This is a genomic window from Microbulbifer bruguierae, assembly GCF_029869925.1.
GTDB lineage: Bacteria > Pseudomonadota > Gammaproteobacteria > Pseudomonadales > Cellvibrionaceae > Microbulbifer > Microbulbifer bruguierae.
On the sequence record NZ_CP118605.1, the window covers coordinates 3,937,253 to 3,951,563 of the forward strand.

General features: G+C 59.2%; 10 protein-coding genes. 8 read left to right on the plus strand and 2 right to left on the minus strand.

The genetic code is table 11. The annotated features are described in order from the left end of the window. The first annotated feature begins 147 nt into the window (after window positions 1–147). The 3 genes from PVT68_RS16230 to PVT68_RS16240 are packed head-to-tail and all read left to right on the plus strand — an operon-like array spanning window position 148 to window position 3,610. Window positions 148–1,680 (plus strand): SH3 domain-containing protein, encoded by a 1,533-nt coding sequence (locus PVT68_RS16230; protein ID WP_280319887.1) that lies wholly within the window; start codon window positions 148–150, stop codon window positions 1,678–1,680. A gap of 11 nt (window positions 1,681–1,691) precedes the next feature. Beyond that, window positions 1,692–2,786 (plus strand): dipeptide epimerase, encoded by a 1,095-nt coding sequence (locus tag PVT68_RS16235; protein WP_280319889.1) that lies wholly within the window; start codon window positions 1,692–1,694, stop codon window positions 2,784–2,786. A 32-nt stretch (window positions 2,787–2,818) separates the two neighbouring features. After that, window positions 2,819–3,610 carry a MurR/RpiR family transcriptional regulator gene (locus PVT68_RS16240; protein WP_280319892.1) on the plus strand — a complete coding sequence of 264 codons (792 nt, stop codon included), beginning with the start codon at window positions 2,819–2,821 and terminating at the stop codon, window positions 3,608–3,610. 102 nt (window positions 3,611–3,712) lie between these two features. Here the strand turns inward: PVT68_RS16240 and PVT68_RS16245 are convergent, their stop codons facing one another. Continuing rightward, the gene (locus tag PVT68_RS16245) at window positions 3,713–5,212 is read right to left on the minus strand and encodes a transglutaminase-like domain-containing protein (protein WP_280319894.1); all 1,500 of its coding nucleotides are present in this window, start codon (window positions 5,210–5,212) and stop codon (window positions 3,713–3,715) included. A 159-nt stretch (window positions 5,213–5,371) separates the two neighbouring features. Here PVT68_RS16245 and PVT68_RS16250 point away from each other — a divergent pair, with 159 nt between their 5' ends. From PVT68_RS16250 to PVT68_RS16270, 5 genes are all read left to right on the plus strand, one after another. After that, entirely contained in the window at window positions 5,372–7,027 is a 1,656-nt protein-coding gene (locus PVT68_RS16250; RefSeq protein ID WP_280319897.1) for a serine hydrolase, read from the plus strand. A gap of 92 nt (window positions 7,028–7,119) precedes the next feature. After that, window positions 7,120–8,214, plus strand: a complete 1,095-nt coding sequence (locus PVT68_RS16255; protein ID WP_280319899.1) for a S66 peptidase family protein — start codon at window positions 7,120–7,122, stop codon at window positions 8,212–8,214. Window positions 8,215–8,275: 61 nt separating this feature from the next. Then, the gene (locus PVT68_RS16260) at window positions 8,276–9,670 is read left to right on the plus strand and encodes a Na+/H+ antiporter NhaC family protein (RefSeq protein WP_280319902.1); all 1,395 of its coding nucleotides are present in this window, start codon (window positions 8,276–8,278) and stop codon (window positions 9,668–9,670) included. A 13-nt stretch (window positions 9,671–9,683) separates the two neighbouring features. Continuing rightward, the gene (locus PVT68_RS16265) at window positions 9,684–11,705 is read left to right on the plus strand and encodes an aminotransferase class I/II-fold pyridoxal phosphate-dependent enzyme (RefSeq protein ID WP_280319905.1); all 2,022 of its coding nucleotides are present in this window, start codon (window positions 9,684–9,686) and stop codon (window positions 11,703–11,705) included. Next, window positions 11,702–12,913 (plus strand): exo-beta-N-acetylmuramidase NamZ family protein, encoded by a 1,212-nt coding sequence (locus PVT68_RS16270; protein WP_280319908.1) that lies wholly within the window; start codon window positions 11,702–11,704, stop codon window positions 12,911–12,913. Before PVT68_RS16265 ends, PVT68_RS16270 begins: the two co-directional genes overlap by 4 nt. 129 nt (window positions 12,914–13,042) lie before the next feature. Here PVT68_RS16270 and PVT68_RS16275 read toward each other — a convergent pair whose 3' ends face one another. Further along, entirely contained in the window at window positions 13,043–14,269 is a 1,227-nt protein-coding gene (locus tag PVT68_RS16275) for an ABC transporter permease (RefSeq protein WP_280319911.1), read from the minus strand. Window positions 14,270–14,311 lie beyond the last annotated feature (42 nt).

The following is a 14,311-nucleotide window of genomic DNA, read 5'->3' on the forward strand; positions in this document are numbered from 1 at the left end:
TGAGAAAGTCTCAGCGAATATTGGAAAAATCCCGCTGCAGAGTAACGGGTCCGATTGATGAGCCAGGCGTTAATAGTTGGTGTTAATAGAGAAAACGAAGTTGATGGCGGCTACTATTCGGGTGGCAACCGAACTAAGGAGGTCCCGGTGCGGCTGAACGGAATTCTGATAGCCGGCCTGATAGGGCTGGTATTGAGTGGGTGTGGTGAACACTCGCAAAACGCTCGTGTGCACGGCGCCGCGTCCGGTGTGGAGACCGGTGTGGAGACCGGTGTGGAGACCGGTGTAGCTGCCGTGCCCAGCGCGATCGAATATGTCACCGACGTCCCCCTGATTGAGGAAGCCATGCTGAGTGCCAGTTTCTGGCAGCAGCGGGTGCAAAACGACGCGTTGCGTATGAACCTCTCGCAAATCCAGCAGTTCAACACCACCAATTTTAACCGTGGCGATTACCTCAATAACCTGGATGAATTTCCCCAGCACCTGTCGCAGCAGAAAGTCATCGAGTTGATTGACGGCGTCAGTCGTCCAGCGTCGGCTCCACGTTTTTTTGCCGATGGCAGTGCAGTGACCGAGGCGGATTACGCTGCGCTGGACAGTGCGGTACAGCGGCAGCAGGTGCCCGCGGAGGTCGCGGTGCGCTGGGGGCTGGTGGTGGCGCGGGCGAGTATGCGCAGTTACCCTACGTTTACCCGGGTTTTTAAAAATGTCGATGATCAGGATCTGGACCGCTTTCAGGAAACTGGCGTTTTCCCCGGACAGCGCCTGGCGATTCTGCATGAGAGCGCTGATGGCGAATGGTGGTTTGCTGTGAACTACCACTACGCGGCGTGGCTGCCGAAAGATGCAGTAGTGCTCGGTGATAAACACGCGATTGACAACTGGTTTCACCAGACGCCCCGCCTGACCGTGACCGGCGCCCAGGTGCACACCAATTTCAATCCACAAGATCGCCGCACCTCCCGGGTCACTCTGGATATGGGCGTGACCCTGCCGCTGATGAGTGCGGAGGAAGTCGGGCACAAGGTCAATGGACAGAATCCCCACGCGAGCCATATTGTTTCCCTGCCGGTGCGTGGGGAGAGCGGCGCGCTGGAATTTGTTCCCACACTGATTGCCCGCGGGCAGGATGTTAATGCGGGGCCACTGTCCTATCACCCGACACTGGTGCTGCAACAGGCGTTCAAGTTTCTCGGCGAGCGTTACGGTTGGGGGCACGATTACAACGGTCGCGACTGCACCGGCTTTGTCGGCGAGGTGTACAAGTCCTTCGGTATCGTAATGCCGCGCAACTCCGGCCAGCAGGGCAAGAGTGCCTTTGCTCCGACCCGTACCTTTGCCGAGGGGGATGATCAGGCCCGGCGCGAAGCGCTGGCTTCGCTTTCGGTAGGGGACCTGATCTACATTCCCGGGCACGTGATGATGTATCTGGGCGAAGTGGATGGCGAACCCTACGTGATTCACGACGTGACGGGTCTCAGTTACTACGATACCCGCGGTACTCTCGATACTCGCGATACCCGTGATACCCACGGCACTGGGGAAAGTGCGGACAACGCTGAGAAGGTTTTCTATCGCGGCACGTTATCCGGGGTGTCGGTCACCCCATTGACCCCGCTCTATCTCAATCGGGAGAAGAGCTTTGTCGATGGTATCTATGCCATTAAATCCATAATTTGAGCGGTATCACCATGAAGATAGTAGACGTAAAGCTGGGTATGCTGCGGGTTCCACTGGTGACCCCATTCAAAACCGCACTGCGCACCGTTGAGTGTGTGGAAGACGTGGTTGTGATGCTGGAAACCGATACCGGGCATATTGGTTATGGCAACGCGCCGGCCACCGCGGTGATTACCGGTGATACTCACGGTTCGGTGATCGAGGCGGTGCGCACGATATTCACACCACTGCTGCTGGGCCGCAATGTTGCGGACCTCAACAGCCTGACACGCCAGATCCAGGGGGCGATGATCAACAACACCAGTGCCAAGGCGGCGGTGGAAATTGCCCTCTACGATCTGTTTGCGCAGAGCTACAAAACGCCGCTGTACCGGATTCTGGGCGGCGGCGAGAACAGTCTGACCACCGATATCACCATCAGCGTCGACTACATCGACAAAATGGTTGCGGATGCAGAGCGCGCGGTCGAGCGCGGCTTTGAAATTCTCAAACTGAAAGTAGGCAAGGATATCGGCCTGGATATCGAGCGTATCAAGGCGGTGTACGCCGCGGTGAAAGGGCGCGCGCTGCTGCGCCTGGATGCCAACCAGGGCTGGAGTCCCAAGCAGGCAGTGCTGGCAATTCGCGGGCTGGAAGAAGCCGGTGTGCTGCTGGAATTGGTGGAACAGCCGGTGAAAGCCAGTAACCTGGAGGGTATGCGCTATATCTCCGAGCGGGTGAAAACGCCGATCATGGCGGATGAAAGTATTTTCGGGCCCCACGAAGTCATGGATGTGATCCAGCGGCACGCGGCGGACATCATCAATATCAAATTGATGAAAACCGGGGGTATCTCCAACGCGCTGAAAATTGCTGACCTGGCGGGGCTCTACGATGTGGAGTGCATGGTGGGTTGTATGTTGGAAACCAGCATCGGTGTTTCCGCTGCGGCGCATATGGCCGCGGCGAAAGCGCCGATCGTATCGAAACTGGATCTGGATGTACCATCCCTGTGCGTACATGACCCGGTAGTTGGTGGCGCGACCTATAAGGATGCGGATATCATTCTCAACGAAACGCCCGGCCTGGGTATTGAAAGGATCGAGGGCCTGCAGTTGCTGGCGTAATCCCGCCGGCATTGCAGAGCGATACGGACACCATGACCTGCTTATTGAAAATGCGCGCGATGCGCGACCAGATGTCAGTAAACGAGCGCAAGCTGGCGGACTTCATTCTGGAGAATACCCAGCTGTTGCGGGACTACTCTTCTTCCCAGCTCGCGGATGCGGTGGGGGTGAGCCAGTCCAGTGTAGTGAAATTTTCCCAGAAGCTCGGTTACCGCGGTTATCCCAGTCTCAAGCTTGCGGTGTACGAGTCCTACGCCGGTTCCGGCATGGCCAATGGCAGCGGTGAGGATGGGGCGCGTCCCTTTGGTGCCAGTGACAGCCCGCTCAGCCAGCTGGGGCAGAAAAAGCTCGAAGTGCTGGAGAATACTGTCAGCATCAATGAAGTGGAGCAGCTCACCGCGGCGGTAGAAGCCATTCGCACGGCCCGCTGTATCCAGATTTCCGCCTGTCCCGGTTCTGTTTCCGTTGCGCGCTACCTGACCCACCAATTACTGGAGCTTGGGTGCTGGGCGGTGTTCGATGAGGGTGGCAAGCTACAGCAGCGCATAGCCGGCTCCCTGCAGGACGAAGACCTGTTGTGTATTCTGTGTGATTTCGGTGGTGAGGAGTCTCTGGTGGAAGTGGCCAACCGCGCCCGCGAGCAGGGAGTCAAAGTCCTCAGTCTCACCCGCTACAACTACAACGCGGCCAGTATCCATTCGGATATCCGCCTGTATGTTGTCCCCCCGGATGATGACGAGGATCTGCAGCGCCTGCTATTCCGCTCGGCCCAGTTGCACGTGATTGAAGGCCTGATCAGCGGCCTGTTGCGCAGTAATCACTGAATATTTTTAACCACTGCGTATTTCTGGCGGGATGTATCTTCCCCAAAAAAGCCGCTGTACCGATTTGTGGTACAGCGGCTTTTTTGTGGTTGCGGGCTTGTGTCAGCGCTGCGCGTTCTGCTGCGGTTCTACCAGTTTCCACTGCATATCGTAGTCCCACTGATCAAAGTACAGATTGCCGCCGCGCCACTCCACTTCGCCGCGCTGGCTGTCCACGGTCTCCGAGCGGAAGTGCTGTTTTGCCGGCACAAACGGGCGGCTGTAGTCGGAGTTGAAAATCAGGCGATAGCTGTCGATTCCGCCGAGGTAGAACCAGCGCTCCGCCTCCTTTTCGCTGTCCAGCAGGCCGTGGGTGACATCCATCGGCAGCCAGCCGTAAGGCGCCAGATAGATTTCCCCCCAGTCGTGCATGGTGTCGAAACCTTCAGGGGAAAACTCCCAGCCTGACTGCCAGCGCGCCGGGATGCCGTTCATCCGCAGCAGGGTGATCAGCAGCAGCGTCTGCTGGCCGCAATCCGCGTGACCGGCCTCGGCGGCGTACGCACTGATATTGCGGATGGTGGAATATTCGCGGGCGCCGGCCCAGGGAATTTGATCTACATGGGCAAACAGTTTCTGTGCGATACGGTAGGGGTTGCGCTCGTCTCCCACGATGCGCTCGGAAAGCGCTTTCAGAGCGGGGGTGAACTGGATATGGGGCGCCCGCTCGCTGAGGAATTCTGCCACTTCAGGGACGCTTGTCGGCTGCACTTTCTCTGCGTCGATTGCGGTGTAGCGAGACAGGCTGTCGTAGGCGTAGCGCACGCGAAATTCGGTGGGCTCGCCCTGTTGCGCGGTTTTTTCCAGATAGATAGTGCGCTGGGGCTGGGTGGCCGGTGCCAGCCGGTGTGTTTCCGGGGTGCTGGTGAGCAGTGAAACATTTTCCTGCAGGCCTTCGCGCTGCTGGGGGAAGGGCAGCCAGGCGCGCAGGGTTTCTCCGGCGGGTACCGCATCAGCATCCACCGTCAGTGTGTACTCCACTTCAATACGCTGGCGCAGCGGTGTTTCCGCGCCGATCACCGCGGAGTGGTGTGGGTGCAGGCGGTACAGTGGCGCCTTGTCGGTAAAGCGTCGGTAGTCGTTGCTACGCTTGGCCGCGGTATCGGAGATATGCACCAAGTTGTAGGCCGCCTTGTTGAAGTAGCGGCGCTCGCCGTTGATGATCTTGTATTCCAGCAGTCCGGCGGCGTTCCAGGACTGGATGTCGGCTTCACTGGCATCGGGAATATAGCGCTGGATCGAAGCCAGCAATGCTTCCGGTTTGATGGTGAACTCCATTTCAATGCGGCGCATGCGCTCCGCTTCGAATGCCAGTGCCAGATTATCCGTGGTGCTGCTGCGATCTTCTGTGTCGTTTCCCACCGTTTCCATCCTTTGATTGCTACTTCCCTGTTGCAGCAGGGCCTCAATTTCTGCCCTGGCCAGTTGGTAGTGGCCCTGGTCCACTTTTTGCCGGATTTCGCTCAGATCTGCCGCGAAAATCGGTGGTGACAGCGCCGTGGCGCCCATTGAGAAGATGGTCAGTGCGATCAGGGTTTTGACTGGCGAGCGGGGATTGTGCACGGGAGCTCCGTTTTACGCGGGCGATAGCGAGAAATGCCCGGAATAATTTATTTTTTACTTAAAAAACCATGATTGATAAATTATTCTGGGGTTTGCGTCCCGTCAAGCCCGAATGGGTTTCATTGTGCACCGTATTTGCAAGCGCCGGAGGACTCACCTATGCGCCCCCATGCCACCCGATTATTTTCCGCCGCGGTACTCACGTGTTCCGCTGCGGCGCTGATGCTGACCGGGTGCGATCGCCCGCCCCTGGACAGTGACAGCGCCACTGCCTATATCGAACGGGTTCTGGAGCAGGAGCAGGTGCCCGGCGCCGCAGTGGGTATCTGGTACCGCGGTGAACCGCTTCTGTTGCGCGGATTCGGTGTGACCAACGTGGACAGTCCGCGTCCGGTGGATGGTCAGACTCTGTTCAAGCTGGCCTCTACCAGCAAAGCCTTTACCACCACCGCCCTGGGGTTACTGGTGGAAGAGGGCAAGCTGGATTGGGATGGGCGTGTGGTGGACTATTTGCCAGAATTTCGCCTCGGGGACCCCTGGGTTAGCGGTGAATTTCGCGTGGTGGATCTGTTAACCCATCGCTCCGGGCTGGGTCCCGGTGCCGGCGATCTGATGTTGTGGCCGCAGCCCAATACGTATTCCCGCCAGGATGTGCTCGCCGGACTGGCCCATTTGCCCATCACCGGCAGTTTTCGTGCGGATTACGCCTACGACAATCTGCTCTATATCGTCGCTGGCGAACTGATCGCCGCAGTATCCGGCCAGAGCTATGAAGAGTTTGTGCAGCAGCGGCTGCTGGCACCCATGGGCCTGAATAACTGCTATGCCGGCCCGGTCCCCGCGGATGCCCGCAACAATCTTGCCGATCCCCACCGTCTGGAAGCGATTGACGGGGGGGCGTCCGGACTGGTGGTGGATACCCCCAACCTTGCCGGCTACGACCCCATCGTCCTCGCCGCCGCCGGCGGTATGCACTGTAGTGCCGGCGACATGCTCACCTGGTTGCGCACACTGCTGGCGGGTGGGGAAACGCCCGGCGGCGAGCAACTGTTCAGCACTGAAACCCGCGACCGCTTGTGGCAGCCGGAAACCCTGATGCCGTTTTCGGCCGAACGCGCCGCGCGCGACGGTGGCCATTTTTATGCCTATGCCCTCGGCTGGCGGATACAGGATATGCACGGCAAAAAAGTGATTCACCACACCGGTTCCCTGTCCGGCATGTACGCCTGGGCGGCGGTCGTACCGGAGGAGGATCTGGCGCTGGTGGTTTTGATGAACCGCAGTGCCGGCGCGGCCCGTCAGGCGCTGATCTACGGTTTGCTGAAGCCCTACCTGGGTGCCCCAGAACAGGACTGGCTGGCGTATTTCCAGGACCTCTACGGCGCGCCGGCGGAAGCGGTTGAAGCCGAGGAACTGGCCCCGCCCGCCGGCTATGCGGCGGTGTCCGCGGCGGAACTTGCCGGGCACTACCGCGATCCCTGGTTCGGCGATATGAGCGTTGCGCGCGAGGGCGACACATTGCGCTGGCGCGCACGGAAATCTCCCCGCCTGAGCGGTACCCTCACCGGTGCCGGCGATGGTGTCTGGGCCCTGCACTGGGATGACCGCAGCCTGAATGCGGATGCCTGGATGATGGCGGAGCGCGATGAATCGGGCACCCTGGTACTGACCATGCAGCCCAAATCCCGTGGCGTGGATTTCAGTTACGATTTCCATGACCTGCGCTTTGAGAAAGTGTTGCCGCAGATCGAGCCATCCCGCGCGGGGGATTACGGGGTTGACCCGGAAAACGAAATATCAGCTGCAAAACATTGACGGGTTAGCACGGTTCATTAAACGAGTGAGCCCAATAAACTGAATAACAAATAGATCGAATAACAAATAACGAGAACGAACAGGAGTCTCCCATGCACAGGCGCAACTTGATTCAATCCCTGGTGGCCGCACCGCTGTTGGCGGCGGCGGGTGGCGCTTCGAATGCCAGTGCAGCGCAGGGCGGCGGCAGCGAGCTGGCCGCAGCGGGGTTCAGTGCAGATAACCTTGGCAAGGACCTGCTGCGCCCCCGGCGCCTGCAAAAGGGTATGACTGTGGGGCTGGTTACGCCGGCCAGCAATGTGTGGGAAGACGAAGACATCCGTTTTGCCAGCGAGGTGGTGCAGTCCCTCGGGTTCCAGGTGAAAGAGGGCGAGAATCTGTACCGGCGCAGCCAGTATCTGGCAGGGCCTGACGAGGCGCGCGCGCGGGATTTCAATGCCATGTTTGCCGACCCGGAAGTGGATGCGGTGTTCTGCCTGCGCGGCGGTTATGGTACCCCGCGTATTCTGCCGCTGCTGGATTACGCCGCTATCCGCAACAATCCGAAAGTGCTGCTGGGTTACAGCGACATCACCGCACTGCTCAATGCCATCTATCACCGCAGCGGCGTCATTACGTTTCACGGTCCCATCGCCGCGCAGAACTTTACCGATTACACCTACTCGGAATACCAGAAAGTCCTCGCCCACGGCGAGCGCCCGGTGCCCCTGGGCGCACCGCCACCCTTCGAGGACGCGGCGCCCGGGCGGGTGGAACGGGAAAACCGCATTACCCGTTTTTCCGGTGGTCGCGCCCGCGGCCGTCTTATAGGTGGCAACCTCACGCTGATGTCGAGCCTGCTGGGTACGCCATACTGCCCGGATTTCCGCGGCAAGATTCTGTTTCTCGAAGATGTGGGCGAGGCGCCTTACCGGGTGGATCGCATGCTGACGCAGATGTGGTTGGCGGGAAAACTGCAGCAGGTGGCCGGCATCGCCTTTGGCAAGTTCACCGAGGCGGAGACCAGCGGCAACACCTTCAGCATGGAACACGTTCTGCGGGAGCGCTGTGCGGATCTCGGTATTCCCGTGGTGCGGGGCCTGATGTTTGGCCATGTGGAAGACCAGACCGTCGTGCCCGTCGGCGCCGAGGCGGAACTGGACGGCGACGCCGGTACCCTGGTGCTGCGCGATCAGGTTGTCGTCTGAGCTGACGGAAAGGCGCTCGAACTCATAAAAATATATAAAACCTAAAAAGAATTACTGACTTATGTCCGATCTCACCTGGCTCACTCTGTTGCCACCGTTTGTGGCCATCGGCCTTGCCCTTCTGACCCGCCAGGTATATCTGGCATTGTTTGCGGGTATCTGGCTGGGATTTTTCCTGCTCAATGGCTCCGGAATTTTCCCGTCACTGGCGGAAGCGCTGGACGGTGTGCTGGCGATTCTCGCCAACACCGGGGATGCTCGCGTGGTCATGTTTACCCTGGTGATCGGTGCCTTTATTGTCACCCTGGAGCGCTGTGGTGCGGTCAGCGGATTCGTGCATTTCCTCGAGCGTATTCGCTGGGTTACCAACGGCAAGCGCGCGCAGTGGATGGCGTGGCTGGTGGGGATTGTGATTTTTATCGAATCCAACATCACCGTGCTGGTGGCGGGCACCGTATCGCGGCCGCTGTTCGACCGCTTCCGCGTTGCGCGGGAGAAGCTCGCCTACATTATTGATTCCACGTCCGCGCCGATTTGCATGCTGATTCCTCTCAATGCCTGGGGCGCGTTCAACCTCGGTCTGCTCGATGGGCTGGGGGTGGATGATCCACTGAAAGTGCTGCTTGCCAGTATTCCCCTCAATCTCTACGCGATTACCGCGGTGGCGCTGACCGCGTACACCATCGCCCGCGACTACAACCCCGGGCCTATGGCTGAGGTACAGGCGCGCACCAGCAGTGGTGACGCCGACGGTATTGATATCCTTGCCAGCATGGGGGAGAAAAGCCATATCAAACCCCGCGCACTGAACATGTTTCTGCCGGTGGTGGTACTGATTCTGGCCATGCCGTTGAGTCTGTGGATTACCGGCGATGGGGAAATCTTCAAGGGCTCCGGCTCCACCTCGGTGCTGTGGGCGTCGCTGATGGCGTTGGCCACGGTGTCGATCCTGGTGCTGTTGCAGCGCAGTATGACCCTGGATGAACTCAGTCATACCTGGATGGAAGGTGCGGGACGTATGTTGCCGCTGGCGATCATTCTGACCCTGGCGCTGGCGCTGGGAGCCGTTTCCAAAGCTCTGGGCACGGGCCAGTATGTGGCGGGACTGGTGGGGGATTCTATTCCCGTTGCGCTGCTGCCGGTGGTGCTGTTTGTGGTTTCCGGTCTGATTGCGTTTTCCGTCGGCTCCAGCTGGGGCACTTTTTCGATCATGCTGCCCATTGCCATTCCGGTGGCTGCGGCTCTCGGTGCGGACCCGGTACTGTTTGTTGCCGCGGTGCTCTCCGGGGGGATTTTCGGTGATCACAGCTCGCCCATTTCCGACACCACCATTGTGTCTTCACTGGCGGCGGGTACCGAGCATATCGAGCACGTGCGCACGCAATTGCCCTATGCGTTGCGTGCCGGTGCGATCAGTGCCGTTGGCTTTATTGCCCTCGGCTACCTGATGTTGTGAGCGGGAGAAAGCCTTGAAAAATAATCAATGCCGGGTGCTGCTATTCACCGCGGATGCCCAATTTGGCGATCGCTGGGTAGCGGAGCTCAAGCCTCTGGCTGACAATGACGCCGATGCGCCGCTGGCGCTGTCCTTTCACCATACCGACAGCGAAGGGCTCGCAGATCATCTTCGCTGCGGCGAAACCCAGGTGGTGGTGGTGGACGACACTGGCGCAAGCAGTGAAGCCATCGAGTCGACACGACAGACGCTGCAGCGGCAGCGTGCGGAAATTGATTGCGTGCTGTTGACCGATGCCGATTCGCCCCGGGCGGATAACTTCGAGTGTGTCATCTCCCGCGCCGAGTCCAATTACGGCGTGGTGTACCGCACCTTGCGGCGGATTCTGCTGGAGCGAATCAGCACGCCGTTCGCCGACGCCCTGCGGGAATATGTGTACGCGGCCAGGGATTCCTGGCATACCCCGGGACATTCCAGCGGCGACAGTCTCAGCACCAGCCCGTGGATTGCCGATTTTTACCGCTTTATGGGCGAGCATATTTTCAATACCGATTTGTCGGTCAGTGTAAAAATGCTGGATTCACTGATGGATCCCATCAGTGTGATCCACCAGGCACAGCAGAGTACCGCGCGAACCTTCGGCGCGGCACACAGTTATTTCGTCACCAATGGCACTTCCACCTCGAACAAGATAGTGCTGCAGCATCTGTTGCGCGCCGGTGATCGCGTGATCGTCGACCGCAACTGTCACAAGTCTGTGCACCACGCGATGATTATCAGTGGCGCGCTGCCGGTGTATCTGGAGTCATCGGTTAACCAGCAGTACGGTATTTACGGGCCGGTGCCAAAGGCGGAAATTTTCTCGGCGATCGACGCCAACCCCGGCGCGCGCTTGCTGGTCCTGACATCCTGCACTTATGACGGCCTGCGCTATGACCTCAAGCCGATTATCGATCGCGCCCACGCCGCGGGAATTTTCGTACTGATTGATGAGGCCTGGTATGCCCACGGGCGCTTCCATCCGGAACTGCGCCCCACGGCACTGGAATGCGGAGCAGATTTTGTTACCCAGTCCACCCATAAAATGCTGTCGGCATTTTCCCAGGCAAGCATGATTCACGTGGGCGATTTTTCCTGGCGCAAGCGCGACGGCGGCAGTCACCAAAGCGCCGAAGCATCGGTATTTGACACTGCCGGGTTCCGTGAAGATATCAATATGCACACCTCCACCAGCCCGCAGTACGGCATGATTGCCAGCCTGGATGTGGCGCGCAAACAGATGAGTATTGAAGGCTATTCGGTGTTGAGCCGCACTCTGGCGTTTGCCGACGAAATTCGCCGTTTTGTGGATGACAGTACGGCCTTTCGCAGCCTGAATGCGGAGGATCTGTGCGGGCCGGATCTCGCCGCCGACGGTATTCGCCTCGACCCCACCAAGGTCACTATCGATGTCGGTTGCGCGGGTGTATCCGCGCCCGCAGCGCAAGCCCGCCTGTTTGCCGAATTCGGAATTCAGGTAGAAAAGAATACCCACAATACCCTGTCTTTCCTGGTCACCATCGGTACCACCGAGAGCAAGGTATTGCGCCTGAAACAGGCACTGCGGCGTTTGTCGGAAGACGCGGGACAAGCGGATGCTACCGCGTATGTCATCTCCCAGCGGGGTCAGAAACTGCCGCCACTGAGCAGTATCGATGCACTGCCGCGCCGGGCTTACTTTGCCCGCGGTGAAAAGCTGACCTGGCAGGGCGAGGGACGGGCGGCGCTGATCGGTCGTATCGCCTGCGACGAAGTGGTGCCATACCCGCCGGGTATTCCGCTGCTGGTTCCCGGGCAGCGGATCAGTGCGGAAATTCTCGATGCGATCATTGCCTTCACCAGCGAACGTGCAGATCTGGAAATGCATGGCCTGCGCAGAGTGGGGGCGCTGCCCGCTCTGCGTGTGCTCACCGAGTGCGAAGCGACTGCCGCAGTTGCCGAGTTGCGGGTGGCTCAGGATTCTGAATCCACAGAGGCCTGGCAGGCATGGGCGTGAAAGCTTTTTTTTCTCCATTGCTGTTGATTGCGCTCTGCGCACTGGTGGCCTGTGGACAGGGTTCAGATAGCGAAACTGCCGGGCGGCCTGCCAATGTCACGCCTGCGGAAATCCGTACCGGTGCGGAGCAGCCGGAGCAGTATTTACCGCTGCTGCGGGGACAACAGGTGGGTCTTGTGGTCAACCAGACTTCCCGCGTCGGTGACACCCATCTGATTGATTACCTGCGTCATAAGAGTGTGCCGTTAAAACGTATATTTGCCCTGGAACACGGGGTGCGCGGCGATGTGGAAAACGGGGGCAAGGTGGCAGACGGAGTGGATGGCCCCAGTGGTTTACCCATCACCTCCCTTTACGGCGGAAACTACGCGCCCAGTGCCGAACAGCTCGCGGATCTGGACTGGTTGCTGTTCGACATTCAGGACGTCGGCGTGCGCTTTTATACCTATATCAGCTCCCTGCATTACCTGATGCAGGCCTGTGCCGATCACCGGCTGCCACTGATGGTGCTCGACCGCCCCAATCCCAATGGCGACTACATGGACGGCCCGGTGCTGGAAGCGCCGTTCAAGAGTTTTGTCGGCATGCACCCGATACCGTTGGTGCACGGCATGACGGTGGGCGAGCTGGCGCAGATGATCAATGGTGAAGGCTGGCTGGATGGCAACAAGCGCTGCGAGCTGACGGTGATACCGGTAGCCGGTTACCACAAGCAGATGGCGTACAGTCTGCCGGTGCGGCCGTCACCGAACCTGCCCAACGATCTGTCTATCCGCCTGTATCCCTCTCTGGGCCTTTTTGAAGGCACCAGTGTCAGTGTGGGTCGCGGTACCGGCTTCCCATTCCAGGCGCTGGGGCATCCGGCGGATGTGAAGGGTAGTTTTGTATTTACGCCGCGACCGCTACCGGGCGCCAGTGAAAACCCCAAGCACAACGGCAGCGAGCTGCATGGCGATGATCTGCGTGATGCGGATCCGCGCAGCCGGTTCAGTTTGATTCCACTGCTGGACTGGGCGGGGCGCACGGGGGAAAAGCCCGAGGATTTTTTTGCGCGCGCGGCATTTTTTGACAAGCTGGCGGGAACCGACAAACTGCGCAAGGCAGTGCTTGCCGGGAATAGCGCGGAAGAAATCCGGGCCATGTGGCAGCCGCAACTTACGGCCTTCCAACAGCGCCGCCAGCCTTACCTGTTGTATCCGGAAAAATAAATTCATCTGCGACGGGCTGAACTCTGTTTAATTCAGCCGTGTTATGGGCGAAGGCAGCAAGTCCGTACCCGGTAGCGGTGCCGCCACTGGACTTGTTAAGTAATCTGCGGCAGCTGGCTGTGCTCGGTGTCAGTCACTCTGCAGCGCATCTATGGGATTCAGTTTCGATGCCTTGATGGCGGGATAGACCCCGAACAGCAGGCCGATCAGCGCGCACACGGTGAACGACAGCAGAATGGCCCGCAGGGACCAGGCGATTGCCCAACCGGCGTAGAGTGCGATAATTTCTGACAGTATCAATCCGAACAGCACGCCGATCAGGCCGCCGAGTATCGCAATGGTAAAACTCTCCACCAGGTACTGATTGCGAATGTCTTTCTGCGTTGCGCCCACGGCACGCATCAGGCCGATCTCGCGGGTGCGTTCGAGCACCGTGGCGAGCATGATGTTCATAATGCCGATGCCCCCGACCAGCAGTGAAATACCCGCAACACAGGACATCACAATATTGAAAATGGTCTGGGTTTCCATTTTCTGGGCCATCAGCGCCGCGGGTACCACCAGGGTGTAATCCTGTACGCCGTTGTGTCGGCGCTCCAACAGGTGCGCGATGGCCCGCGCGGCCTGGTTGGCATCGGTATCCGTGACCAGCTGGAATTTGATTTCACTGACCTCTGGCGCCAGCATGGCGTGAGTGAATCTCTGCATCGCGGTGGCGAAAGGGATAAAAATCTGGTCTTTGTCCGCCCCCAGGCGCACCCCCTCGAATTCGGTGTCCTCGATAAAGGGAGAGTCCAGGACTCCGACCACTTCAAACCACAGGTGATTGATCTTCACCCGGCCGCCGATGGGGTTTTCTGCGGGGAACAACTGCTTTGCCACTTCCTCCCCGAGCACGGCGACCTGGGCGAGGCTGCTTTCATCCTCCGCAGAGAGCAGACGTCCGGCATCGAGTCGGTAGGGGGACAGGGTGAAATATCCGGGATTGACGCCGATCGCCGCCGCGTCACTTTTTCCATGAGCGCTTAGCAGGGTATAGGTGTCGACGGTTTTCTGAGCCGAAAACGTGCGGATAAATGGCAGTGTCGCCAGGGTCGCCTCACCGTCGCGTAGACTCAGACCTGCGGATTGTTTGCGCTGTTCATACAGCTCATCCTTTGCCGGGACCCTGCTCGAAACGATCAGATTGTTGAGCCCCATGGTTTCGATCATGCGCAGGGCTTCCTGTTCGGCGCCCTTGCCGATGTTCAGCATCGCGATCACCGCACCCACGCCGAAAATCATACCGAGCAGTGTGAGCAGGGTGCGCAACTTGTGTTGCGACAATTCAGCCAGGGCTTCGCGGAAAGTGATCAATAAAGCCCGGATTCCATCACGCAAGTGGGGTAAGCCCGTTGA